A 23,195-nucleotide genomic window follows, 5' to 3' on the forward strand; every position below is an offset into this window, starting at 1 on the left:
CCCTTCCGGCTGACCAGCAGGTTGAGCGTCAGCCGCTGGCAACGCCAGACCCTCCGCCGCTTGAGGCTCAGGCATCTCTCTCGCATCCAGGGCGCGCTGTTCAGCCAAGCCACCTCCATACCCGGCATTCAGCGACTGACTATCAGCAATACGAGAGCGCTCGCGATAACCACTGTTGCCAAACACGTCAGGCTCTGTGGCAGCAAAGAATTGGTCCCGGACGCGGGAAAAGTCGTCCTCGCTTTTTGCCAGCGGGCGAACCACGCGCTCCATGTAGTTGTTGCGCATCTTCTGGCGGGTCTGCCAGTCAGCATTTTGGAAATCGGGATGCTCAGAAACCGCTTTCCACGGTAGGGGCTGGGGTTGTTCAGCGGCGTTCACACGCGGCTCCTTCTGTTCGTTATAGGTCGCGCAGGATAGAGTTCAGCAGCTCATCGTCTGCCATCGCGGAAGCAGCAGGCGCTTCTTCAGCTCTTGGCGATTGTGTTTCCTGGTTCGCCCCTTGGCCTGCACCAAATACCTGCCCAGCAATTGCGTTACGCTGCTCGACCAGGCTGTCATACTGTGCGGATAACTCGGCATAACCATCTTGCGTAGACCGCATATTGCTGAGTCGACGCGCCGTGCGGTCGAGGTCGCTATTAATGGTTTGCAGCTGCAGCCGATCACGCTGCAGGTCATCGCCGCGGCTCCGGCGCAAGGTTTCAAACGCGCTGGGTATGTCAGCAGCAATCCCTTGATCGACCATCCACTGCGCTTCTTTCATGGTGGCCGTAGGCGCGCCCTGACCACTGGCCGAGCTGGCTGGTAGGGGCGCCCGTCCGATGACTGAGCGCATTTCACCTGTCGTCGCATTACGCTGCAGAATAGAGCCACCAGGGCCCTGCACTTGCTCCCAGCGCTCCTGCGAGTCACCGCGCAGCAGGCTGAGCACTTGAGTGGCGCGCTGCTGGGCTTCCGGCGAGTGCATGGTATTGCGTAGCAAGCGCATGCCTTGCACCTGCTCCACCAGCGCCTCCACCGGCACGTATTTCACCAGGTCATCATCCGCCGTGCCGCGCCCTTCGGTCATCGGTGCGCGGTAGGTGTTGCCATCTTCGCCCACCACCTCAAGCTCAAGCGCAACGCTTTGGCCGTCGGGTGCTGGGTACATGCCCACCACACGTTTTTGCCCACCCTCGCCGCGGTTAATCTCGGCGCCAAACATCTGGTTCAGCGCTGCCAGGCTTTCGGGATCGTTAGCGTCTACCGTGGTATTGGGGTCAATCACCGCCATGGCCTGATTGATAGAGGCGTCAGTCTGCGGGTCTAACGCGGCCCAAAACTTCGGGTAGCGGCGCAGGGTTTCCAGCTCTTCTTCGGCTACATCCATGCCCGAGCCGATCTTGCCCAGCGTGAACTGTATGTTTTCCATATCACGTTGCCGCCCGAGCTCTTCTTGCTGGGCATCAAAGTGTTGCCGCTGCATTTGCATGCGCTCTTGCTGCATGCCCAGTTGCTGCTCAGCGTGTTCATCCGCTCGCTGGCCACGTTGGAACTGATTCATCAGCCCAAAACCTTGGGCGAAGCCAGTGGCCAAGCCTCGTGTATCCAATCCCGCCATGGTGGTCACCTTTAAAAAATGGAGCTGGCCAGCAAGCCGATACCTGCACCAATGGCAGCCCCCATGGGACCGCCCACGCTGCCCGCTTTCATACCTGCCATCATGCCGATGCCCGCACTGGTGCCGACGGCACTCATCTTCTGGGCGCGCTCGGCCTGCTTCATCTGGTCCTCTTGCAGCTTGGCTTGGCGCTGCTGGCCCGCCAGGTCGCTCAGCCCCTGCATGGCCTGGCCTTCCATTTGCTGGCGTAGGCCTAGTAGTCCGTAGCTCATGGGTTCATCACTCGGTCAGGGATATTGGAAAGGCCCATGCCGCCGGCCAAAATGGCTTGCTGCCGATCCTGGGCGGACATACGGGCTTCGTTGCCTGCGCTGACCATCGAAGCGTTGCGCTCCAAATGGGTACGGCGCTCTTCAGCCGCTTGCTGTTGCGGTGTTTGGCTAATGCCATAGCCTTGGCGCTGCTGCGCTAAGCCTTGCTGGCTATTGTCGTAAGCGAGCCCGACGGCATTGCTGGCATTTGCAGCGGCGACGCCCGGCGCGTTGTTGTCTTGAGCAACGCGGGCCAGCTCATCAACGTAGGGTGCAAAGCGGTTTTTCCAGTCGGCCCATTGGGCTCGATTGAGCTGCCCCAACAGCTGAGAAGCGCCCTGATCGCCGCGCATGGCTTGGCCAGGGTCGATGTATTGCTGGGACGTTTGAGAGAGGGCGTACTGAATACGCCCAAGCGTGGGTTGATAGGTCATGGCTTAGCCCCACCTATTTCGTGATAGAGGTTCAGGCCCGGGGCCGACGGCGAGGCCCCCATGTAGTGAGCGGTACCGGCCCCTGCCACCTGACCCAGCAACTGCAGGTTGGCGCTTTTACGGTTGAAGCGGTTGGCCGCCGTTTGCTGTGCGTCCTGGGCTGATTGGGCGGCGATGCCTGACAGCCCGACTTGCGCCCGCCCAGCCTGGCCTTGGCCAATGGCCACGATGTTCTGCAAGCCCTGAATCTGCTGGTTCTCCTGTTCGAATTGGGCGCGCCCCAGCGTCTCCCCCCCGGCACTAGCGCCCCCCAGGGCGATGCCGCTCATCACGGCTTGAGCGCGTCCGCCAGACGGGTCGATACCCGCCTGACTCAACTGCATGCCCGCCTGTTCACTGGCGGCGCTCACGGCCTGCTGCTGGCTTTGCAGTGTGCGGCCCGCAATGTAGCTCATGTTGCCTGCGCTGGTCATATCGCCTACGGACTCCATATAGGCATTTTCCAGCGGGGCAAGCCGCTCCTGTGCAAAGTTCCACTTTTCAGCGGCCACCTCGGCCAGTTGGCGTTGCTCCGGTGTGTCCTTGACGGTCGTGCTGCCGCCGCCGCCACCGCCGCCACTCATTCGTCATACTCCTCTGCCGGTACTGCCGGTACCGGGGAAAGGCCAGAGAGGTAGTCATCCAGGCCATCTTCGTGGAAATGATCACGAACCGACAAGCTGACCTTGTTCATCCACTCATAGCCACCGACCAGATAGGCACACTGCGTCACCACGCTGGTTAGCTGGTCGCGCAGCACAAAGGCCAGGGTCTTGTAGTGGCGGCTGTCAGAGCGCTCAAGGCACGCGCTATCGCGCCAGTCCTGCAAGGCGCTGGCCATCAACGGACGAAGATACGGTTCGTGCTGTCGATAGAAAGGATTTGCAGGCAGCTCAATCAGCGCTTCCCAAAACGTTCGAATCAGCGTGGTATCAGCCACCGGATTGTCTTTATCGACCAGGTCGTCCAGCGTTTGGGAAATACGAAACAGCATCTCGCAAAATTGCGCGGCCGCTTCGTTATTACGGAGTACGCCACGTAGGAACGTGGCTTCATTCTGGCGGGGCATGCGGCACCTCACGGTGAGCGAATTAAGGTTGAATTATAGCAGGCTCAGCTGCTGCTTGAAGGCGTTGAAAATAGCATCCATGGCCGCGGGGGTCGGTGCATCACGTATATCGCGCTTGGCCTTGATACGTGCCATTTCGACCGTCTGGACCATAGTCTGGCGACGCTCGTGCTGATGCAGGACGGCACTTGTCAGTACGTCCAGCGGAATGCCGAGCATCTCTGCCTCCTCCTCCAGCCGATGACCGCCCCCCTGTCGAGCCTCGGCGACTTTCTGCCGATACACATCGCATTGGGCAGGGTCCAAGTAGCGTTGGTGTGCGGCCGCATTATCAATCAATGTCAGGTAATGGGCACGGGCATCGCGCAGGCTGGCATGTGTTCTGGCATCAAGTCTAGCCAACGGTCACCTCCACGGTCGTGTCCTGGTACTCGACATGACCGCTCAGCTCAACTGCATAGGTCCCGGGCAAGTCGTAATCGATGACCAGCGGATCGTCGTCCGTCATGGTGCTCATACCATTGCTGGATACCGTCATCCCTACAGGCAGGCCTGACAGAGTGACGGTCAAGCCGTCGACGCTCTGGGCCACCTCTGTCATGCGCTTGGGATATATGGCGCCCGTGGCCACGTCGGCGTAATGCGTGTCATCACTGACCGTGGCATCACACGCCAGCAGCCAATAGGGAACAGTCATGATTTGGGTGATACGCCCGTCTGGGCGCACCATGGCATAGCAATTCATGGTTACCTCCTGGTGGCGAGCAGGCCGATAGATCGACCTGTGACCGTAAAATTAGCGCCGAAGCAGTGAACGGTAAAAATTGAGGTCTGCAGCGAGTCTGCACCCACATGGGCGGCCACTGACATCGCGCCACTGCCCCCCGGGCGGGCAACAACGGTCGTGCCGTTTCGGCGTATTTCGAATCGGTCGATTGCTCCTGCCGACACACCAAACGACACCATGACCATGACGTTCGTATTCTCCGCGTTGATGGATGACCAGAGAATTTCCCGCTCCTGTGAAGGCTGGCCAACATTAATGGCTGAAGAGGCAGCGACTGATATGGGTATCGTTACCGCCTGTCCTTTGATTTGCAGCGTATCCACATACGCGTCACCAGTGAAAATCTGGTTTCCGTCGATCAACGTTGAACTGGGCCGCGTCCAGCTCGATACGCGATTGTTGGCTGAGTTGCCTGCATTGGCACGATCCCGAACAGTAGCCGCCGCTGTGCCCGCCACGTTAGCGGTATCTGCTGCGACGTTATCGGCCGTCCTGTCAGCGTTCACTGGCGGCTTGCCGCCTGTCACCGACGCGTAGCTCACGCTATCCTGAGTGGCCAGGCTGCCCAGGCCTGTCACACTGCCCACATTCACGGAGCCATTGAACTGGCCCTGATTGAACTCCACCGTGCCGTTCTGGCGAATTCGCCAGCCACTTTGCCCTGCAATGTAATTGCCGGACTGCACGTCTGCATAAAACCGAGCCGCCTCCGCGACACTCAAATTATCGACGTCGATCGCATCCGCACGGATTAAGCCGCCTGCGGTGGTCACTGGCGTACCATCATTCAAGAAGAACTTGCCAATCGTAATTGGGCCCAGTTGACCCTCTTGGATTGAGCCATTGCGAATCATCGCGTTGTTCATGTAAACGACATTGCCATCGATGATAAATGGCTTGCGTTTATCACTGTCGGTGCGGCCAATCCAGAAACGGTCAACGTCAAACCCCGCCTCCACCTCGGAGCCATCGTTGAAAATACCAAACCCGCCGACCAGCCCGCCGCTCTGCACCTTTGCGGTGTAAAGCGCTCCGGCCACCATATCGGTACGCCTGGCCTGTACGTCCGCCAGAAACAGCGTGCCACTGCCTCCGCTGACGCGTCGGAAGTACACCCATGCTTCAACAGCGCCTGCTGGGGCCACGGTGCTGAGTAGCGGGGTCTTGTTCCAGCTGGTTGACGACACTGACTGACTGCGCAGTGTTTGGTAACTGGTGGCGCCATCCGCTTGCACCCAGGCAACACGCAGCTCAATCGTAATATTGCGGTTACTACCCCCACTGGCATAAGCGAACTGGAAGGTATACATCTCTCCCGCCACTGCCGTAAACCGCTCGCCTCGCATGTACTGGTGACTGGACCACGCAGAATCGGACCACCGAGCAATGTAGCGTGTCGGCGCGCTCTGAATAGCGCCACTACTGCCGTCCAGGTTGGCCTCTATCACGCTGACGCCCGACCAGGTATCACCCCAGCCAGCAAGGTCACCTGTCGCAAACTGACCATTCGAGAGCAAGCCGCCCGCGTTGGTCACGGCTTTAACCTCCACTGCCTGCAGTCCCGAGCCAAGGTCCGTTTGCACGCGTTGAACCAGCTGCGCCGTCGCTTCTATTTCACCGTCAACTCGATTGATTTGGCTGTTCAAGCTCTGCTGAACGGTGGAAATCTGACCGCTGAGTTGCGACTGCACGGTCGTGATCGCTTGGGCATTGTTTTGAAGTTCCCCATTGATTCGTGACACGTTGGTATTGAGGTTCTGCTGTACCCCAGCCACATCCTCTTCCAGGTCGGAGCGCACTTCTGTTACCGCTTGAGCGGCTGTATCGATGCGCCCATCAAGGCGGGTCACTTGGGTATTGAAGTCCTGCTGAACGCCCGCCAGCGCGCCGTCTGTCGCACTCTGAACATCAATAATCGCCTGAGCGTTGGCGCTCACCGCCCCATCCAGACGATTCACGTTTGTGTTCAGGCTTTGCTGTACCGTAGCAATGTCACCCAATAGCTGGGATTGCACGGTGGTCAGCGCTTGCGACTGAGCATCTACCCGGCCATCCAACCGGGTCACTTCGGTACTCAACGCCTGCTGCACCGTTGAAATACCACCATCCAGCTCAGCCACTGCCGTGGTGATCTGTGTGGCCAACGCCTGGTACTCGGATGCGCGGACGTTTTGCTCTTGTTCGATGGCGGCGAGCGCATCCGCCAGTTGCACCTCAACGCCGTCGATACGCAGAGCCGTAGCTTCGCTATCTGCCAGCCGCACTTCTTCGAGGCCATAAAACGTTGCCGCCGCCGTGCCTCTTGAGGCTGACATCACCCGCTGAACAGCGGCCAGGAGATCGTCCTCAGTGGCGCGCACACGAGCTTCATCCGTAATACGCGCTTCGTTGCCACCTACTCCCGCCCATAGATCGAGTATGTCCTCGGCAACGGCCTCTACCTCAGAAGTCCATGCAGCCCTGTCAGCGGCAATGTCAGCGGCATTGTCCTGCGTCTGGGCAGTCAGGATTTGCAGGCTGCTGGCCAGCGCACCGTACTGAGTGGATCGGGTCTCGATTTCCGACTGAATTGCCGCAGTATTCTGCCCAAGCTGTGACAGAAACGCTTGCAACTGACTGGCGACGGCTTGTTCCTGGTCGGCCAACGCCTGTTGGATTTGCTCAATTGCGGCAGTGACTTCCGGTATATCGGTCTCAGCAAACGTAACCAACACCCTGTCAACCAACACGCCAGCGCCGCCACCCGCCGTGTCCCCCCAGATCACCAGCTCATGTGTCAGTGAAGCGGTGTCCGCTGGCACATCCACGATGATCTCATGAAAGGTATACTCATCATTGGGCGTAAAGCGTACCCATTGCCCATAAACCCCCGCTACGCAGTAAGCGACAGCGAATTCGCCGCTGGCATTATCGGCTGGCCGCTTGGCATAAAGCGACACACGGATTTCATTACCACTGAATTGACTGGAAGTGTCACTGCTGATGGTTCGGCGAACACCATGGGTCTCCGGGTTTGCAGCCCCTATGGTGGCCGATATCAGCGCCGCCTGCTGCCCGGCATACACGTCGCTTGTGTCGGCCAGCAGCTGACTGCCAGCTGTCGGGGTCCATGCATCAAAATCACTACCCGGCTCAAAGCTACTTGCCATAGAGGGGCGGGCATCCAAGCGAGCTGACAAAATGCCCACTTGCGTTGATAGCGAACTGAGCTGATCGATGCGAATTTGTCGCTCATTCAGAATCAGCGCCTGATTACTGTCCACGCTGCCAAATAGCTGCTCAATTTGCTGGGCAAACACCTCTTGGTCATTAATTCGCACTTGCGACATAGAGTATATCGATGCAGCATTTGCATCGAATACGGCAGCAATGACATTTTGCTGAAGGGCCAGCAAGTTATCCTCTTGCTCCAGCTGCTCCACTGCCTGATGAATAGCCGTAGTTCGGTTCTCGACCTCATCCTGTATGGCTTGCGCACGTGCCTGGGCTTCAAACGTGAGCCCTTGAATCCTCTCCGCTCGCTCTTCGTCCAACGCCTCTATCCGGCCCGCTCGCTCTTGAGCAATACGGTTCGCCACGGTCCCGTCCAGCGACTCTGGTCCGCGCAGCTCAGCCTCTATCGGGCCGATGCGCTCAATATTGGATTCAATGGTCGGGATTTTCTCGATCTCTTGGCGCAGTGCAGTCGCCAACACACTCGCATCAATCTGCCCGGTCAACAGCTCTATCACGTAGCCCAGGTCAGCCAGCGGGGCGGCATAGGTGCCGTTTGGGCTATTTGGCGGGCCCTCGATATCGGCCACCGACGTGAACGTGATCCAGTAGTAGTAACCCTTGAGCTTGGTCGGGTCGTCTGGATCTACTGCATCATCGCGCACGTAATCGGTATAGAAACCGCCCGCTTCACGTCCAATCACCTCCGCATTGGCAAAGTTGTCCTCTTCGCTGCGAAAAATATTGGTATACGCATGATTGCGATACTGCTGGCCGGGAATCGTCCAGCTTAAGTTGATCATGCCGTAGAAGCCGCCCTGGGCGTCAAAGTTGGCAGGGGCTGGCGGTATGCTTAAATCCGGCGCTGGCGGCAGTGCTCCGGAATCGAGGTTTCCATCTTGTCCTGGGCGCATGCCGGGCTTTAAACGACCAATGCCGCTATCTAACAGGTCACGCAACGTGACCTTGCGATCTAAGGGGTCGCCCCGCACGCCTTCGCCGGTTTCCAGAATCTCGGTCATGGCGGCAATCAGGGGGCGTAACTCGCTCGGTGCCTTTGGCGGCACAGGCGGCAGTGTCCGACGGCGTCGGTTCATGGGCACCTCACGGTGAGCCTGAAAGGGTTAAATCAATTCGCTGGGAGAGGTCGCGATCTGGATGGATTGCACTTCATTGCTGCTTTGGATTTCAATTTCCCAGTCGCGGCACAACGTGTAGCCCGCTGGGAGTCGGAACATACCCGAATTGGGAACTTGGGTATCCATCACTTGGTTGCCGTCTGCACGAATGATGAGGCGAACGGGGTAATGGGAGGCAATCAACTTGCCACAAGTAAAGCCTGCACTGCCTGGGGGTACTTCGTGCAAACGAGAGCGCCAGGTGTACGTCATCGCCCCTCCTTGCCCCCACGCCTTAATAGCGCTGTTCTGGATCAAGTAGAGCGTGCCCGCTGCAATGTCGTGATAGCCGCCGCTGGCATTAATATCCAAGAACTCGACGCCTTCACCGGGCGTAAACACCATGCAGCCACCGTCATAGAAGGCAAGGTAACGGCCATCGTAACGATAAGCATGCATGGTGCTGGCGTTCAGCGCTTGCCACTGGTCTTTTGTAAACACCTCGGCAGTCACCACGCGGGCATCACGACCACCAGCAGCGACTAGCCCCTCGTGGCCTGCGTAAATAACGTACTCGCCCATATCCACCAGCGACCGTGCTGATATACAAGGCTGGTCAACATCCAGCTGCATAGGCGACATGGCCTCGGGGCTCGCACCGCTGACAAGGTAAGGCTGCCCCTGTGTCGCCACGATGAGTCCTGACGACGTGGCACCAATGGCAACGATGTTGTCTTTGAAAGCTAGCTGGTAAGCCACTGGCCAGGCGTGTGGCAAGTACGCCTCACTAAAGCACAACGTGTTTTCAAAGAAACCGGCCAGTATGCCGCCAGGGAGTGCGGTTAATCCTTGAAGTCTGGGATCGGGCATATCCCACTCCACCGACGGCAATGCGCGGCCAAGTTGGGCGCTGGTGTAGTTATCAACGTATTCACTGGTGGATGCGCTTACATCGGCTACGTATTGATAGATGCCATTCGACTCGGCGCGGTAAATGCGCTTGGTCACAATGTCATGGCTGCCACTGGGCACGCTAGGTAATGCCAGCTGCACCTCGCCGCCCGTAGGCGCGCCAATGACCATATCCCACCGTTCAATGATATTGCTGGGCGCGCTGGGCGCTCCCTCTTCGCCAAAGCGAGAAATGAGCGTGACCACATACGAGGTTTCCAGCGTCGTCGGTGGGCGTTCGTCGATTGGTGTCCGCCCACTAGGGACTGTTGCTGACGGTGCACTCGTCGGCGCAGGAATACCCAAGCGGTAGCTATTACCTGGGTACGGCGGCGTGCCACTCGTAATATCGCTGATACCGCCCATTTTAGGCGGGCCGTCTCCGGTCCAGTACACGCGTGAAAAGTCGTCATTCGCGAGCGGCGACTTCACCACGTGAACGTTACGCCCCATGCCCCACGTCAACCAGAAGCCTTGCCCATCGTTGCCGCTGGGGTAGCGGTAAAGCGTTGAAGGATTCGCGACCACGCTAAGCGACTCAATGGTGAGCGGTGCACGCTCGGGCTTGAGTGTGCCCCGTTTCAGGTAGACGTTACGTGCCCGCTGGGCGTTGTTTTCTGGCAACAGGCGAGCGTCCATGATCGGCAGCTCGCCGCGAAAGGCGCTATGTTGGATTTTCACGTCGACACCATGTATTTTGGTTACACTAATCAGCGAGCGTAATAAATGGATAAGTCAGAGTTTGCCGCCAGCATTGATAAAGACATATTTCTAAAATGTTACGACTTAATTTGGTCAAAGATGGCTATATTATCATCAGTGCAGGCGGGTACTTTTGCGGGCTGGTATTTCTTGTTAAAAGAAAATGAAAAGCTGATAGCCGCATTTTTATTATCATTATCCCTATTAATCATTTATATCATTTACCTCTCTATAAGAAGACTAACCTTTATTCAAGAAAGGCACAGGCTCGCTTTGATTGAAGCGGGGTGTATGTCACAACCTAAAAAAATGCCCGGCTTTAGCGTAAGTGAAGAAACTGTCTTTTTCCAAGTATTCAGAACACAGCCATTCGGACATAGGCTGGCAAAATCCGCGCCATTGCTACTAATGATCTTCAACTACTTACTATTAGCATTTACATTGCAATCAATGCTGCCAAAAGAAACACTTTCATCCCTTGCGATTGCTATATTAATTTTGGTATCGATGAGCCTAGCAGCTTGGATCTTTTTGGATTTCAAAAACATAATCAATAGCTAAACTCAAAAGACCACCGACTCTATGTATCCTATAGTTTTTGCATGCTTTACGCTTCTAACAAGTCTTTGCCTTTTACCTGTCAAAACTTGGAAAGCCGTAAATCGATCAGCATTCTCTTGTACTGCTGTACATAATTCGTAAAGAGATTCACTGCCCGAGTCGCCATTTCTACCTAGTAAAATAGAGTTTAATACAGGCGTCGAAGGTGGTTCCCCATGTTGATCAGCATACCAAGCTAAGTATAAACGCGCTTCTGACTCCTGAGCTATCCACGTCGCTTGTTCTAGGTCGGGATAATCTACAATGAGAGGTTTAGCTGCTTTTGTGTATGCATTATTAATTTCACGTATTTTAGCGGCTTTCGCTATCTCTAGCTTTTCTTCATCAGATAAAGGAAACGTCACTTCGGCGTCTTGTAACCAGCTCATTCTGTCGGCTCCTGCTCTTCTTCGGGCACTACGTCATACAGCGGTAGCTCAATCGGCCCGTAGTGGCCTTCCAGTACGATGGGTGCGGGGAACCGCGTTTCGTGTGGAGCGTTGGGGCCATGGCCTAAGCGAATCGTGCATTCGTACTCGCTGCCATTGCGCGCCACGGTGCCGAGTTCAGGGTGCTGTGCGGTTGCGCCGTCGGGTAGCTCAGATAGATCGTAATCGGTGCCGTTGATGGTTAGCACGGTGCCTGCGAGCGAGGCTGTTGTTTCTTCTTTACTACGGACGGGGGATAGATTGAGTGTTAGGTTCATTAGGCCCACCTTGCTGAAACAAAAACTAAAAACTCGCCTGTAACTGCGACGCCTGCCTCACGACGTCTGCCCTGAACATTTCCGTAATCAGCCGTATTGGTTCTAGCACCAATGTCAAATTTCCAACGCTCGGCAGGAACACTCCAAGCAGAGGCGGCAGAATTAACAATGGGAATCAGGCGGGTTGTCGCGTTCGACAATATACGCACTGGATAATTAACTTCCGCTGAGAACTCTGAACCAATACCAGTTAGTGGCATAGAAGCCTGAACAGTCAGCCACATGAAAAGCGTCCCGTCCGCAAACTTCACATACTCCCCGTTCGCATTACCCCCCCGCTCGATAATCGCGCCAGTGGGCACGCCGTCAACCTGGGATACGGTGCCGAGGATGTTGCGGTTGTGATAAGCACGGGCATACGACCAATTAGCTGTCGGGTCACCTGACCTAGCTCCAAACCACACATCCGGCGGCTGACTGTTGCCCTGAAAAAAGTTAATCAGACTATGCTGGCGGCCTTGAAACGAAGAGCCGAGTAGCCCTAAGCCCCAGAAATTACTTGCGATGCCGGGCGGCGCGTCTTCAGTGCTTCCAGAAATACGGTTAAACCCCGAAGTAAAATTCGCTTTGAGCGTTGGCACTGAAATCGCATCAGATGAACCCAAACCCTGATACCCCTGGGCCATCAAATCGCCAGAGCCACCAACAACTCCGCGCCCACCCAATGTATCAACCAGACTCTGCACCTGGGCGCGATCTGGAAACTCCGCAATCAATTCCGCACTACTTCCCTGCCGACGGTACAGGCGCATATACGCCCCATTGCCCGGCACGCTGAAATATTTGCCGTCGGACACGGCCTGCCGACCTTCGGTGATCGTCGGGTAGATGGCGTTAAGGCCCATCGCCGCGTCGCGGAAGCGAACCACCTCCTCTTGCAACGCGGCGTTCGTTTGTTCTAGCTGTACAACAGCCTGCTCGAATGACATACAGCCCCCTAAATGAATCGACGCGGCTGAACGCGCGCACCCTGTTGCTTACCGTAAACCGACAGACGGTAAGCATCATTAATGCCAGCTTTGAAATAGGTTTCGTGATAAGTGGCCTGCTCGGGGTTGCGCCACGGCTGAGGCAACAGCAGCAATCGATGAGTCGCGCCGTGGCGAAGGGTTTCAAAGTGCTGGCGGCGCAACTCCTCTGGCAAGCTGCCGTCGCTAGTTGGCTTGACGGCCACACGCGCCGAGAACGTATCGCCATCGCCCACCCGATAGATGCTTACGTTTTCCGGCGATAGCTGCTCATAGTCGACGCTTGGGGTCATAACGCGGCCGTCACGGAAGAGCGTGAGCACACGTACACAGTGAGTACCGTCGGGGGCCATGATGGCCCCCTCCTGTGTTACAGGGGCGTCAATGATCCAGGCATTGCCGTCCTGGCAAAGCCGGAACTCTGCCCAGCGGATAGCATCACGCACGCTCATCAACGGCGATTCAGGAACGTCCTGCACCACTGTTTGCAGCAAGTCCATTACTGACGCGTCCGTGGCGGATTGGATGAGTTGTCAGGCGCGTTCGGTGAGATAGCCCGAGCCACCTCTACTTTCTGACCCAAGGCCCCCATGTACGCCTGCATGTGCATCTGGGCGCGGTTGAGGTTGGCCGCGTGTTCGGCATCTTTCGAGTACGCCCGATACAAAATGTAATCGGTAATCACCGGTGCATAGCTGTCGTTCAGCCGGATCGTTTCATCTTTAAGGCCATCGAGTCCTTGCGACACATCGTGCGGCGTCGGTGTAGAGGAATAAATCAGCTCCACTTCAGCCCCATCGGCCGCCGGCGGATATACATAGAAGCGGGTAGGGTCCTGGTCATCGAACACGTACTGCTCAATATTGACGCTGGGCTCATCGGCGTGCCAGCTACGGCGCGTGGTATCCAGCGCGCGACGACTGGTCACCAGGATGCCCAGTTTGTCGCTAAGCGTTGCGGTATTGCGCACCACGTCGATCAGTCGCAGGCCATCGTCTGGAATCTGCTGACGCGTGCCTGCGACCAGGGAGACGGGGGCGTTAATCGAAGACGCATCCGGCTTGATCTGTACGATGGCCTGGTAACTCTCGTTCAGCCAGCCAATCAGCTCTTCGTTGGTCCAGCGGGTACCGGCAGCCGTCACTTCCTGCAACACCAACTTGGTGTTACGAATGACGGTGCCTACAGTCGTGACGGCCATCGCTTACACCTCCTGCATGTATCGGTTTTTGGCCAGCGCAGCCGTCCATGGGAATTTACGCCCGTTTTTCAGGTGCTTGAGCATTCTGCCCTGGTACGCCGGGGTTGCAGGTTCTTCACCTTGTTCCGGTGCCTCTTCACCAGGCAGCGCGCCCGCCTCTGTAACGCCCTGCTCTGCCAAGGCTTCAGCGGCCTCCAGCAGCTCGGCGCGGATGGTCTCAACGCCTTGCCGCTTATCAATGGATACCGATAACGTTTCGGCCAGCGGCTCCAGATCGTCTTTCGTGACGGCTTCTTCAATCCGCTCAATCAGTGTCTTGGTCATGCGTATTTCCTCACGGAAAGTAAAACGCCACCCTGGAAGGTGGCGTAGGTGACGGCTTAGCCGCGCTCGGCGTACAGGTGGCCCATGGCGTTGGGGTCAATGACCTCGTAACCAAAAACGTTCAGGCCGCGCACCAGCTGGCCAAAGTCAGTGGGATTGGGCAGATCCTCCATCTTGGTCATTTGCGACGCAAAGGTGAGCGCTTTTTTGTGACCGAAGATGCAGTTAGTGGCTTGGCGTGTGGTGGTCGCGTCGGTCACTTTCGACATGTTGTTGCTGATATACACGTCGAATCGGTCGAGCATGCCGACTTTACCGTTACGGAACACCGAGGTGTTATCCCCCATGGCGCTCGCGTCCCGCAGGTCTGACTTCTTGAGCATGCCATTCATCCAGGCGGGCAACACGATCCAGCGCTGGTCATCGGGCACGTTCTGCTCATCAAGTACCGAGCCGCAATCCACAATGACGTCGAGGATGTTGGTCTTGGTGACTTCCACCGGCGCGCCTGCCTCGCCCATGTCATAACTGCTCGACTCACGACCGGCGGCATTACCAGCATTCTCTGCGGCCGCGTCAGCAAACACGTCGCCCAGAATCACCTTGTCGATGGCAATTTTCATTTGCTGGCCAGCATCTTCTGACCAGTTATCCATCAGTTTGATGTCAGATTGGTACTCATCGACGTCGTTGACTTCGAAGGCGAAGTACTTGGCCTTATCGATATGCAGCTCGACCTTATCGCTGGTCGGCTTTTCATAGTTCAGGCCGCCACCCACTTCATAGTCGCGGATGGTGATAGACGGCGTGGTGCGGATCATCACCGTATCGCCTTGCGACTTGATTTCTCCCTCATAGTCCGTGTTGGAGATTTCAGCGAAACAGGTTCGCTTATACAGCTTCTCGATCATTTTTCCTGACCAGACCTGCGGGATAAACCCGGAGCTGGACGTGCTGGAGTAGTCAGGATGCGCCGGGGCGCGTGTTGGACCTGCCATTGGAATACCCTCTTATCGCCTCACGGCGAGGAATCGGAACCGCCAGCCGGGTTATCGAACCCGGCCTTCACGTTGGGCGGCAAATATGTCGGCTTCCAAGCGCTCCGCTTCGTCAGCAGAGTAGCGGCCAGCGGTCTTGTCACGATAGAACTGTGAAATATCCGCACCGGTCCACAGCTTCCCGCCTTGGGCTTTCGGTGTGGGCGCTGCTTTTGTGGTGCGAGGCTCTACTTGTTCATCGGGGACCGTGCGCGTCTCTTGCGGCTTCGGCGCTGCCTGGTTCAGATAGAGTTTGAAAACGTCGGCCACCCCTTTCGCGTCGAGCGATTGTTGCGCCTGACTGAGGGCCTGTTGGTACTGCTTGCCCGTTTGCGGGTCGAACGTGCTGAGGAACTGCAGGAATCCGGCATCGCTGTTGATCTGCTGGAAGCTGGGCACCGCTTGCTCCAGGCTCACCCAAAAACGCGCTTCTGCGTCTTCGTGCTTCTCGTTCTCGAGACGATCCAGACGCTCTTGCAGCTCTTTGGTATTGCCAGTCTCAAGCGGGGCGGCGCCGTTCCGGGTCATGCGCTCGATAAATGTGATCAGGTCTTCGCCGTACTCCTGTTTGAAGTGGGCGAGCTGTTCATCCGTAATGCCGTTATCGGGCGCTTTTTGCTCCTGCGCTTTCAGTAGCTGGTCTTTGCTCGCCACCTGCTCTTTCAGCTGTTCGATCTCATGGCGCAGCGCTGGCAGCTCGCTGTTGTACTTGCCTTGCAGCACTTGAAAGCGGTGTTGCCAGTACAGGGCGTCCTGACTTTCAGGCTTGGGCGCGTCTTTCGGCGGCTCAGCGGGTTGCGCTTCTGGCTTTGCAGTGTCCGGCTTCTCAGGGTCGCTTGGCGGGTTTTGCTCGGGCTCAGGAGCCGTCACCTCTTCGGTGTCGGGGTTCGCTGGTTCTCGCTCAAAGTGCTGTGCGGCGGCGGCAACTTGTGCCTGGACGGACTGGGGTAGTGACATTTCAACTCCTTTGACGCCTCTCGGCGTGTCTGTGAGCCGGGCTTAGCCGGGGTTCACGATTCGGGTAACGGGTTCAACCTGCAGTGTTGAGCGCTGCCCACAAAAAAACCGCCTCCGGAGAAGCGGCTTGCTTGTGAGGCCGGGCAATACCCGGCTATTTGAAACGCGTATCAATTACCTCGCGTGCCGTTTCCAGCTTCTCAATGATCCCCGCCAAGGTAGTCGCCTCGCCCTGCTTGCGCGCAATCTCGTTACTGTCGCGGCATTGCTCCAGCTGGTTGCGACAGTCCTCGCGCTGGGAGTTGAGGATATCCAGCAGGTGCTGGCCCTCGGGGCTGCTGCGAATGCGTGACAGGGCTTTCCATTGGGGCTCGTTCATGCTGTCCTCGCTGTGTCTCAGCAATGAGCTTGGCAATCTGGGCCAGCAGGTGCTGGGCGTCTAGCGGTGCCATCTGCTGGGCTATCTGGGTATCCACTTGGGTACCGGCAGCATCGGCGCCGTACTTCTGCGCTTGCGCTTGCTTCACAGCTACCTCAGCCTGGGCTTTGGCCTGCTCGATTTGTTGCTGGGCGTCCAGTTGCGCCTGTTGGGCTTGTTGCTGCTCGGCCAGGTTATGCTCCATCTCCTCGAACGACGGCACCAGGCCCGGCATGTCCAGCTTGTCTGCCGCGCTGGCCAGTAGCTTACGGCGTCCTTCCATGCCCAGAATGCCCATGTCGATATCATTCTGAGTCAACTGCAGGAACTGCTGACGTAGCATATTCGTCTGTTCGCGGATCAACATGGCAGAGCTGCCACGGGCCACCACGTTGCAATCGCCCTTGATACTGCGGTCGTCGCTGTACTGCATGTTGTAGAGCCAAAGCGCTTCGATCACCCGCCGCATGACGCCGCGGTCAATATGGCGTATCGCGTCTTTGATACCCTTGTTTGCCGACTCCATCAGCATGGATAAACCGCTGGCCGTATTCCCGGCACCGCCAACGCGCTCGTTGCCGTAGGTGTACCGGGGAATATTGGTGGCATCATCAGCACGTCGCTCGAACTGGTCATACACAGCCAGCAGCTCAGCGGCGTTACTGTCGGGCTGGTAGAATCGAACGGCCGCGTTGTTGCCCGTGACTTGGCTGTCCTTGGTGCGCCAGATTTTCCACGGGTAGATATTGGTCGGGTCTTCTTGCGGCTGCAGGCGGTCTTCGTACACTTCCACTTGCGGCCCGGATGAAATGGCGAGGTTGTTCACCAGGCTGCGCGCCGTGGCGTTGCACACGTCCTGAATATCCGCCATCAACTCAGGGATGCCCTGGCCCCAGAAACTGCCTGGCACAGGCTGATAGCTGGCCTTGTGATAAGGGCGACGCTCCAGCGGGTCGCGGTTGATGCGCACACGGATGACGTGCTGGCCAATCAAAATGGCCTCAATCTCATACTCAGCCAGCGGGTCTTCAATGTCGTCAGGATTGATACCCCATTGCAGTAGCGTGACGCCCTGGGCTCCGCCGGAGTAGATCAGGCCGTCGATGGTTTCACCGTGGGTCAGCCATTCATGGCCACGCCCTTCCAGCTCGGCACGCTCGCCATCCGTCCATAGCCAGTTACGCAGGCCACCCTGACCATACTGTTCCAACACGCGACGAATCGCCTCTTCATTGAACGACGGCACTCCAATGAGCTGATTCAGCTGCATGCGCGTGAAGCGTGCGCGCTCGATGATGAACGCGCCGTCATCCACGTTGGTGGCATCTGGGCTTGGGTACATATCGAACGGGGAAATCCGCTCAAACTCAGGCCGAATCGTGGTGCTTTTTACCGGCTGCCAGCCTTCCAGCCACTCCAGCGTGGGCACACGGCGCAGGATCGGGGCACGAATGAAGGCGGCGGGATATGTCGTGAAATCATCCACGAATTGCTCGAATGCTTCCGACCAGCCGCCTTCAGCCAACTGATCGGCAATCACATCCTCGTGTCGCTCGGCAGCTTCCTCGGCCATTTCCTGCGCCATTTGCCGAACCTGCTCCCGGGCCTTGTCGATCAGAGCGGCCATGTCGACCTGTTGGCCCTCTTGCTGAGCCTGCATCGCTTGCTGTTGGAGCTGCTGAAACACGGGCATCACGTACTCGTCTGGCACGTCCGCCACCGGCGTAGGCTGTAGGCCCCACGGTTGCTCATTGGCAGGCATCATGATGTCGCGTATCCACGCCCCAGCGGCACGGCACTTGGTCGCGGTCAGCATCATGTAAATCTCGGCGCCGCCCTCCTTGCGGATAGCAGCCAGCTTGCTCGGGTCGTACTCGCCTTTACGTCGGCGCAGACAATCCAGTAGCCGATACTCGACCTCTTGCTTGGCGACCTTGGCTGACTCCCATGAACGGCGGATATGCGCCCCCAGCGATGTTTCCATCAACTGGCGTCGGCGCTCTTCCTCGGCGGCCATTTGCTGGGCTGCGGCTATCCGCTCGGCGTGCATGGCAGACGCCGATTTGTACTGAAGCAAGCCCAGGCTAGGCATTGGCGGCACCCTGGGTGATCGCACGGTAAATAGCAGCATCAGCAGAACGCTTGCGAGTGCGCATCCGCTGCACGTTTCGGCGCATCGGGCCAAGCTGCGTGAACAGGTCAGTGATATAGCCAGCAGGATCGTCAAGGAACTCCAGCAGCTTGACGTTAAACGTCACGCCCATTTTGCCCTCGATCTCAAACTGCAGGCGCATGCCAGGCTCTGGTGCTGTGACTTTTTCCTCGATGATGATCATATCGATCTGCACATGCCCCACGTCCGGGCGAAAGCGCTTTGAGGGAATTGGAATACCGTGCTTCATCAACTCTTGCGCCATGCCCATGGCGGCATCGCGGGCAAACTTCTCAATCTCCCGGCCTTGCAGGCCTGACAGGCGCAATGCTGCCGTGCGGGCGCGCTGTTGCTGCGAGCCGTTCGGGGTGGTGTGAATCATGGCGCCTCCCGGCGGGGTGATTATGTGTGAGCGCTCCAGCCACCGCGTGAAGAGCGGTTAGCGGCAGTAGCGGGCAGTTGCGCCCTGGTAAATAGCGATGAACGGGCGAGGGTTTCCAGCGCCTTGGCACCGTGCGATGCCCAATCGTGGCGAGGCGTCGACTTGTACACGCCGCGCTTGTCGTCCCATTCCTTCCGATAGTTATCGAGGCAAAGCACACCCTGGTGGCAGGCCTCCTCGTCAATCCAGCACATCGGCAGGAATTGACGCGTGGCCTGCACGCCCTCGGCGTGATTGCTAATGCGCGGGACCGTTTCAAAATTGATGCCAAAGCCCTTAGCCACATCGGCGCGGCTTTTGCCGGTACCCAGCTCCCTAACGGCCAGATCGTGCGGCCCGAAGTGGCCACCATAGCGATAGCCCTTCTTGTTAAGCAGGTCGGCATAGTATTCGATGCCTTCGCCCTCGCCTTCTAGGTAGTCCACCAGGTGCACTTCACGCCCAACGACCTGGGCAAACCAAATCGCCATGGTGTCGTTCATGCCCAAGTCCCATGCGGTGTAAACCGGAAGGCTGGGGTTCACCTGGACTTGGCTAGTGAGTCGCTTGTTCTTACGCAGGAACTGCATTTGCGTGGCGAAGTAGGCGCCTTCCACTGACTGGCTGAACGCTTCCTCGGGTGTGCTGGGGTATTCACGCTGCATATCGTCTTGCAGCTTCTCGGCTTTTTTTGCATACCAAGCGCGTTGACCCGGGGTGGTTGTGATCCGGTGCTTATGCTCTAGCTGCTCGAAGTATTCGTTTAGCCGCTGCGGGATCACGACACCCGTGGGGTTCATCGTGTAAGTCGGCTCTTGCCACCACGGGAAAAAGTGGAACTGAAAATCCAACTCCGTCAGTGGCCGTCCCATCTCCTTGAGCTGCTGCGCGGTCTGCGAGTAGTCGAAGAAATAGCCCTCACGCCCTTCGGCGGTCGACTCCAGTGTGATCTGATTACCGATGCCCACCGCTTCAAACGCACCGGTCACAATTTCCTTTGCTTTGTGCGGGAACTGACGGCAGATTTTGCCGAACTCCGATACATGAAGGCGCTGAAGTGTGCCGCCCCGGTAAGAGGTGCTGACCTTGATGCTTGAGCCGTTATCAAAGACGTAGGCACCCGATCCTGACTTGTCGCTGATCGCCCTGGGTATCTTGGTACCCAGCATCTTCAGCAGTGCGTGCCAGGCGTCGTCGATGTTCTCGTAGGCGAACGTGATCTTGTTCCTGAAGATGTCCTGCGCGTCTTCCAGCTTGTGGCAAATACAGCCCGCGGCGAAGTTGTCCTTGAAAAGGCAGTCATCCAGCGCGTCGATCATCTCGAACGTGGTAAAACCGAGCTGGCGAGCCTTCAGAATCAAATCCAGGCAGTGCCCATTCAGGTAGCGTTCACGCTGCGCCTTGTTGGGCTTGAAGCGCACCTTTTTGCCTGACTTGTTCTTGATCTTGTAAAGCGAGTTGAGCCGAAACCACTTGAGTGACAGCGCGGCCAGCAGGTCCGCTTTATCGGAGAGCCTGCCCTTGGCGTGGGCTCGCAGGTAGGCTTCTGCGCGCTTGACTTGCCGTGCCCGCTCACTCGGCCCCAGAATCACTTGGCGCGACCTCTGCCATCAGCTCTTCAAACGACTTCACGCCGTCGTCCTTGTCGCTGGCGTCCAGACCGTAGTTCTGGCGCTCCAGCTTCACCACACGCTCCAGCGCCTGGGTACCATGCCCCATGCACTTGCCGACGTACTCCAGCGGCACATCGATTTCAGCAGTGCCGCCATTAGGCAAATCGACTGTAATCTTCCCCTCGGCTAGCTGGCTTTCTAGCAGTACCGCGAAACGCTCAGTGATGCCCCGCCAACGCTCCAGCGTTTTGCGGTGACCCTTCACGACGGCGGCGTTCTCGTTCGCGGCCTGCTCGACCACCTCGTCATCAAGCGCGGCTTGCGCTTCTGGGGGCAGCGATGCCCGGGCAATTTTCTGCTGTGTGCGCTCACGGACGCGATCAGTCAGGTCTTTCTCCCAACCATACTTCCGAGCACGCCGTGAAATGGTGGAACGGTTGACGCCGTGCCGTGCTTCCAGCTGGGCCAGCGAGAAACGGCCGGTTCTGTATTCCCGCTCGATCAGCTCCCAGTCGTTTCGTTTCGCCATAAAAAAACGCCGCCATTGCTGGCAGCGTCTCCAATATGCAGTCCAAAGTCATTCAGCTTGGCGGTGGGCTTACGGTGTAGCCATGCGCTTCAAGCAGTGCAATAGCATAGGCGATGCTTTCGTGAGCGTTCTTCTGCGCCAAACTAAGGGCTTGGCTCAGCTCATCACGTCGCTTCGGGCCAAGGCCGACAATATCTTTCCAGGCATCTGTATCCACTATGCTCTGAAGCTCAGCGGAGGGCTTCGATAGTTCGAAGCCGTAACACGCCAGAATATTCGCCGTGCGAACGGAAAGATAATAATCGACCCTGCTGGTGTTCATCCTGCTCCCCTCATTCTAATTAGCGCAAAGGAACAGCATATCAAAAGGTGCCGGACGCTTCACAGCGTGCGGCGGGGTGGCACTGCCTCACGGCATGGCCTTTTGGGTGGCGCTTCACAGCGCGACCGGTGCGACGCTTCACAGCGTGGCGTGTCGCCTCACGGCGAGAATGTTTAAGGGTTACGCTTTACGTCGACTTCTCGGTAAAGGCCCGACTGCACCATGGATTGCTCAACCTTGCCCTGCTGCCAGGTCTTGATACCCTTATCCACGGTACGCCCAGCGACATAGCCGCCTACGCCCAGCGTCATCAGGTCCCAAAGCCGTTCTGGCAAATCGAGGTGCAGCCCGACGCCAAACATGGCGCCCAGGTACGGGGCAATCAGGTAGTTGTTGCCAATGATGGCAACGATCACCAGCATCAGCACAGGCCGCCAGTTCCGCTGCGCCCAGCTCTCGCCCTGCGCCTCGGCCAGAATGATCTGCATCTGCGCTTTGACGATGCTGTTATCGGAGTCGATCAGCTGCGACTGGATTTCAGCCTTCAGCCGATTGGCTTCGTCCTTGTCGGTGACTGCCTTGTCGATGACGCTGAACAGCGGGCCAGTGATGGCGCTCAGCGCTTTCGTGACTAGATTCACAGCCCATTCTCCAGTGCCGACACGCGGCTATGCAGGCTATCAATGCGTGCCTCGATCTGATCCAGCTCCCGGCGAGCATCGGTAGTACGGTAGTAGGTATCACCCCAGCTTTTCAGCTCGTGGCGCATCTCTTGGAGCATCAGCCCCTGCATAGTCAGGCGCTCTTCCAGCACCACGGTCTGCTGGCCAAGCTTTACCAGCTCACTGCCCGCCCAGAGAATCAGGGCCACCAGCAGCACCTGGATGCCTGTCTGCATGTGTCGCTCGAATACGGATGGTTTCACGTCGCGCTCCTGGGGCATTACGCCGCCCCCTTATCAAGCTCGTCGTACCAGTGTCCACTCCACTCGGCAGGCTTGTCTGCCCAATGCTCGTTGTGTAGCGCGTCACGATATGCACGCCAGTCGAAGCACGGGCAGCCCCGCGACTCATGACCGGGAAAGCCGTTGTGCCCCATGATGATCGCGCTCGGATAGCGTTGATGAAGATCGGTCAGCAGCGGGCGAAGGGCGCCCCATTGCGCTTGGGTGAAATTATTCTCGGGCGTGCGTCCGTCTTGAGCGACGCCACCCACAATGCAGATGCCGACGTTGCCGACATTGTGGCCACCAACGTGAGCGCCCGTCACATGCTCTAGGCGCCCAGTCTCGACGGTGCCGTCGCGCTTGATGACGTAGTGATAGCCAATATCGCGGAATCCGCGCTCAAGGTGCCAGCGGCGGATTTCAGCCGCATCCACGTCCTGGCTTGCCCGCGTTGCCGAGCAATGGAGGGTGATGTATCGCATAGGGCTCCAGCGCCTCACGGCGGGGGAAACAGAAAAGCCCCACCAGAGACTGGCAGGGCCTGAAACGAAAACGCCCCGGCTCAAAGCCAGGGCGTAATATTGGATAGTGGGAATATTCTGGTTCAAATTGCGGCAGAGAGATCGGGTAGGGGCCGGGGTCACCCCCGGCGCCCTCCCACACCACCGTACGTACGGTTCCGTATACGGCGGTTCATGAAGAACGGTTAAGCCC

The 23,195-nt window shown here is 57.6% G+C and carries 26 protein-coding genes; 1 reads left to right on the forward strand and 25 read right to left on the reverse strand.

Features of this window, described 5'->3' with window-relative positions; genetic code table 11:
• Positions 1 to 400 precede the first annotated feature (400 nt).
• From FEU76_RS10910 to FEU76_RS10950, 9 genes are read right to left on the reverse strand one after another with little or no spacing between them, the layout of a single operon-like run.
• Positions 401 to 1,603, reverse strand: a complete 1,203-nt coding sequence (locus FEU76_RS10910) for a hypothetical protein (RefSeq protein ID WP_144982875.1) — start codon at positions 1,601 to 1,603, stop codon at positions 401 to 403.
• An 11-nt stretch (positions 1,604 to 1,614) separates the two neighbouring features.
• On the reverse strand, positions 1,615 to 1,875 hold the full coding sequence (locus tag FEU76_RS10915; protein ID WP_144982878.1) for a bacteriocin: 261 nt from the start codon (positions 1,873 to 1,875) through the stop codon (positions 1,615 to 1,617).
• Positions 1,872 to 2,348 carry a hypothetical protein gene (locus FEU76_RS10920; RefSeq protein WP_144982880.1) on the reverse strand — a complete coding sequence of 159 codons (477 nt, stop codon included), beginning with the start codon at positions 2,346 to 2,348 and terminating at the stop codon, positions 1,872 to 1,874. Before FEU76_RS10920 ends, FEU76_RS10915 begins: the two co-directional genes overlap by 4 nt.
• On the reverse strand, positions 2,345 to 2,971 hold the full coding sequence (locus FEU76_RS10925) for a hypothetical protein (RefSeq protein ID WP_144982883.1): 627 nt from the start codon (positions 2,969 to 2,971) through the stop codon (positions 2,345 to 2,347). The genes FEU76_RS10920 and FEU76_RS10925 overlap by 4 nt, the downstream gene beginning before the upstream one ends.
• Positions 2,968 to 3,456, reverse strand: a complete 489-nt coding sequence (locus FEU76_RS10930) for a hypothetical protein (protein WP_144982886.1) — start codon at positions 3,454 to 3,456, stop codon at positions 2,968 to 2,970. The genes FEU76_RS10925 and FEU76_RS10930 overlap by 4 nt, the downstream gene beginning before the upstream one ends.
• Before the next feature lie 33 nt (positions 3,457 to 3,489).
• Positions 3,490 to 3,858 carry a hypothetical protein gene (locus FEU76_RS10935; protein WP_144982889.1) on the reverse strand — a complete coding sequence of 123 codons (369 nt, stop codon included), beginning with the start codon at positions 3,856 to 3,858 and terminating at the stop codon, positions 3,490 to 3,492.
• Positions 3,851 to 4,201, reverse strand: coding sequence for a hypothetical protein (locus FEU76_RS10940; RefSeq protein ID WP_144982892.1), 351 nt, complete (start codon positions 4,199 to 4,201; stop codon positions 3,851 to 3,853). Before FEU76_RS10940 ends, FEU76_RS10935 begins: the two co-directional genes overlap by 8 nt.
• Positions 4,202 to 4,203: 2 nt before the next feature.
• Positions 4,204 to 8,553: a phage tail tip fiber protein gene (locus FEU76_RS10945; RefSeq protein ID WP_144982895.1), complete on the reverse strand. Its 4,350-nt coding sequence runs from the start codon at positions 8,551 to 8,553 to the stop codon at positions 4,204 to 4,206.
• A 27-nt stretch (positions 8,554 to 8,580) separates the two neighbouring features.
• The gene (locus tag FEU76_RS10950; RefSeq protein ID WP_186299130.1) at positions 8,581 to 10,206 is read right to left on the reverse strand and encodes a hypothetical protein; all 1,626 of its coding nucleotides are present in this window, start codon (positions 10,204 to 10,206) and stop codon (positions 8,581 to 8,583) included.
• A gap of 45 nt (positions 10,207 to 10,251) precedes the next feature.
• On the opposite strand from FEU76_RS10950, the gene FEU76_RS10955 reads away from it, so the two are divergent.
• A complete protein-coding gene (locus FEU76_RS10955; protein ID WP_144982898.1) occupies positions 10,252 to 10,788 on the forward strand; it encodes a hypothetical protein in 537 nt (178 codons plus the stop codon).
• A 2-nt stretch (positions 10,789 to 10,790) separates the two neighbouring features.
• Here FEU76_RS10955 and FEU76_RS10960 read toward each other — a convergent pair whose 3' ends face one another.
• From FEU76_RS10960 to FEU76_RS11040, 16 genes are all read right to left on the reverse strand, one after another.
• The gene (locus FEU76_RS10960; protein ID WP_144982901.1) at positions 10,791 to 11,216 is read right to left on the reverse strand and encodes a hypothetical protein; all 426 of its coding nucleotides are present in this window, start codon (positions 11,214 to 11,216) and stop codon (positions 10,791 to 10,793) included.
• Positions 11,213 to 11,464 carry a hypothetical protein gene (locus tag FEU76_RS10965; RefSeq protein ID WP_144982904.1) on the reverse strand — a complete coding sequence of 84 codons (252 nt, stop codon included), beginning with the start codon at positions 11,462 to 11,464 and terminating at the stop codon, positions 11,213 to 11,215. Before FEU76_RS10965 ends, FEU76_RS10960 begins: the two co-directional genes overlap by 4 nt.
• Before the next feature lie 68 nt (positions 11,465 to 11,532).
• Complete coding sequence (locus FEU76_RS18590; protein ID WP_186299135.1) at positions 11,533 to 12,522, reverse strand: hypothetical protein; 990 nt, start codon at positions 12,520 to 12,522, stop codon at positions 11,533 to 11,535.
• 8 nt (positions 12,523 to 12,530) lie between these two features.
• The gene (locus tag FEU76_RS10975; RefSeq protein WP_144982907.1) at positions 12,531 to 13,061 is read right to left on the reverse strand and encodes a hypothetical protein; all 531 of its coding nucleotides are present in this window, start codon (positions 13,059 to 13,061) and stop codon (positions 12,531 to 12,533) included.
• Positions 13,061 to 13,762: a phage adaptor protein gene (locus FEU76_RS10980; RefSeq protein WP_144982910.1), complete on the reverse strand. Its 702-nt coding sequence runs from the start codon at positions 13,760 to 13,762 to the stop codon at positions 13,061 to 13,063. Before FEU76_RS10980 ends, FEU76_RS10975 begins: the two co-directional genes overlap by 1 nt.
• Before the next feature lie 3 nt (positions 13,763 to 13,765).
• Complete coding sequence (locus tag FEU76_RS10985; protein ID WP_144982913.1) at positions 13,766 to 14,086, reverse strand: hypothetical protein; 321 nt, start codon at positions 14,084 to 14,086, stop codon at positions 13,766 to 13,768.
• 56 nt (positions 14,087 to 14,142) lie between these two features.
• Positions 14,143 to 14,997: a phage major capsid protein gene (locus FEU76_RS10990; protein WP_260851397.1), complete on the reverse strand. Its 855-nt coding sequence runs from the start codon at positions 14,995 to 14,997 to the stop codon at positions 14,143 to 14,145.
• A gap of 138 nt (positions 14,998 to 15,135) precedes the next feature.
• Positions 15,136 to 16,080 (reverse strand): hypothetical protein, encoded by a 945-nt coding sequence (locus tag FEU76_RS10995; RefSeq protein WP_144982919.1) that lies wholly within the window; start codon positions 16,078 to 16,080, stop codon positions 15,136 to 15,138.
• A 251-nt stretch (positions 16,081 to 16,331) separates the two neighbouring features.
• The gene (locus FEU76_RS11005) at positions 16,332 to 18,590 is read right to left on the reverse strand and encodes a portal protein (protein WP_186299131.1); all 2,259 of its coding nucleotides are present in this window, start codon (positions 18,588 to 18,590) and stop codon (positions 16,332 to 16,334) included.
• Positions 18,583 to 19,032 carry a hypothetical protein gene (locus FEU76_RS11010; RefSeq protein ID WP_144982925.1) on the reverse strand — a complete coding sequence of 150 codons (450 nt, stop codon included), beginning with the start codon at positions 19,030 to 19,032 and terminating at the stop codon, positions 18,583 to 18,585. The genes FEU76_RS11005 and FEU76_RS11010 overlap by 8 nt, the downstream gene beginning before the upstream one ends.
• 20 nt (positions 19,033 to 19,052) lie before the next feature.
• Positions 19,053 to 20,663 carry a terminase gene (locus FEU76_RS11015; RefSeq protein WP_186299132.1) on the reverse strand — a complete coding sequence of 537 codons (1,611 nt, stop codon included), beginning with the start codon at positions 20,661 to 20,663 and terminating at the stop codon, positions 19,053 to 19,055.
• Positions 20,644 to 21,213 carry a hypothetical protein gene (locus tag FEU76_RS11020; protein ID WP_144982928.1) on the reverse strand — a complete coding sequence of 190 codons (570 nt, stop codon included), beginning with the start codon at positions 21,211 to 21,213 and terminating at the stop codon, positions 20,644 to 20,646. The genes FEU76_RS11015 and FEU76_RS11020 overlap by 20 nt, the downstream gene beginning before the upstream one ends.
• A 52-nt stretch (positions 21,214 to 21,265) precedes the next feature.
• A complete protein-coding gene (locus FEU76_RS11025) occupies positions 21,266 to 21,535 on the reverse strand; it encodes a hypothetical protein (protein WP_144982931.1) in 270 nt (89 codons plus the stop codon).
• Between the two features lie 173 nt (positions 21,536 to 21,708).
• The gene (locus FEU76_RS11030; protein WP_144982934.1) at positions 21,709 to 22,176 is read right to left on the reverse strand and encodes a holin family protein; all 468 of its coding nucleotides are present in this window, start codon (positions 22,174 to 22,176) and stop codon (positions 21,709 to 21,711) included.
• The gene (locus tag FEU76_RS11035; protein ID WP_144982937.1) at positions 22,173 to 22,460 is read right to left on the reverse strand and encodes a hypothetical protein; all 288 of its coding nucleotides are present in this window, start codon (positions 22,458 to 22,460) and stop codon (positions 22,173 to 22,175) included. Before FEU76_RS11035 ends, FEU76_RS11030 begins: the two co-directional genes overlap by 4 nt.
• A gap of 17 nt (positions 22,461 to 22,477) precedes the next feature.
• On the reverse strand, positions 22,478 to 22,963 hold the full coding sequence (locus FEU76_RS11040) for an N-acetylmuramoyl-L-alanine amidase (protein WP_144982940.1): 486 nt from the start codon (positions 22,961 to 22,963) through the stop codon (positions 22,478 to 22,480).
• Between the last annotated feature and the right edge of the window lie 232 nt (positions 22,964 to 23,195).

Source organism: Halomonas sp. C22, assembly GCF_007655045.1.
Lineage (GTDB): Bacteria > Pseudomonadota > Gammaproteobacteria > Pseudomonadales > Halomonadaceae > Vreelandella > Vreelandella hamiltonii.

Excerpts from the sequence above, each read along its gene's own strand:
- FEU76_RS10910 (WP_144982875.1), bottom strand. The coding sequence starts at position 1,603 with ATGGCGGGATTGGATACACGAGGCTTGGCCACTGGCTTCGCCCAAGGT.
- FEU76_RS10915 (WP_144982878.1), bottom strand. The coding sequence starts at position 1,875 with ATGAGCTACGGACTACTAGGCCTACGCCAGCAAATGGAAGGCCAGGCC.
- FEU76_RS10920 (WP_144982880.1), bottom strand. The coding sequence starts at position 2,348 with ATGACCTATCAACCCACGCTTGGGCGTATTCAGTACGCCCTCTCTCAA.
- FEU76_RS10925 (WP_144982883.1), bottom strand. The coding sequence starts at position 2,971 with ATGAGTGGCGGCGGTGGCGGCGGCGGCAGCACGACCGTCAAGGACACA.
- FEU76_RS10930 (WP_144982886.1), bottom strand. The coding sequence starts at position 3,456 with ATGCCCCGCCAGAATGAAGCCACGTTCCTACGTGGCGTACTCCGTAAT.
- FEU76_RS10940 (WP_144982892.1), bottom strand. The coding sequence starts at position 4,201 with ATGAATTGCTATGCCATGGTGCGCCCAGACGGGCGTATCACCCAAATC.
- FEU76_RS10945 (WP_144982895.1), bottom strand. The coding sequence starts at position 8,553 with ATGAACCGACGCCGTCGGACACTGCCGCCTGTGCCGCCAAAGGCACCG.
- FEU76_RS10955 (WP_144982898.1), top strand. The coding sequence starts at position 10,252 with ATGGATAAGTCAGAGTTTGCCGCCAGCATTGATAAAGACATATTTCTA.
- FEU76_RS10960 (WP_144982901.1), bottom strand. The coding sequence starts at position 11,216 with ATGAGCTGGTTACAAGACGCCGAAGTGACGTTTCCTTTATCTGATGAA.
- FEU76_RS18590 (WP_186299135.1), bottom strand. The coding sequence starts at position 12,522 with ATGTCATTCGAGCAGGCTGTTGTACAGCTAGAACAAACGAACGCCGCG.
- FEU76_RS10975 (WP_144982907.1), bottom strand. The coding sequence starts at position 13,061 with ATGGACTTGCTGCAAACAGTGGTGCAGGACGTTCCTGAATCGCCGTTG.
- FEU76_RS10980 (WP_144982910.1), bottom strand. The coding sequence starts at position 13,762 with ATGGCCGTCACGACTGTAGGCACCGTCATTCGTAACACCAAGTTGGTG.
- FEU76_RS10985 (WP_144982913.1), bottom strand. The coding sequence starts at position 14,086 with ATGACCAAGACACTGATTGAGCGGATTGAAGAAGCCGTCACGAAAGAC.
- FEU76_RS10990 (WP_260851397.1), bottom strand. The coding sequence starts at position 14,997 with ATGATCGAGAAGCTGTATAAGCGAACCTGTTTCGCTGAAATCTCCAAC.
- FEU76_RS10995 (WP_144982919.1), bottom strand. The coding sequence starts at position 16,080 with ATGTCACTACCCCAGTCCGTCCAGGCACAAGTTGCCGCCGCCGCACAG.
- FEU76_RS11005 (WP_186299131.1), bottom strand. The coding sequence starts at position 18,590 with ATGCCTAGCCTGGGCTTGCTTCAGTACAAATCGGCGTCTGCCATGCAC.
- FEU76_RS11010 (WP_144982925.1), bottom strand. The coding sequence starts at position 19,032 with ATGATTCACACCACCCCGAACGGCTCGCAGCAACAGCGCGCCCGCACG.
- FEU76_RS11020 (WP_144982928.1), bottom strand. The coding sequence starts at position 21,213 with ATGGCGAAACGAAACGACTGGGAGCTGATCGAGCGGGAATACAGAACC.
- FEU76_RS11025 (WP_144982931.1), bottom strand. The coding sequence starts at position 21,535 with ATGAACACCAGCAGGGTCGATTATTATCTTTCCGTTCGCACGGCGAAT.
- FEU76_RS11040 (WP_144982940.1), bottom strand. The coding sequence starts at position 22,963 with ATGCGATACATCACCCTCCATTGCTCGGCAACGCGGGCAAGCCAGGAC.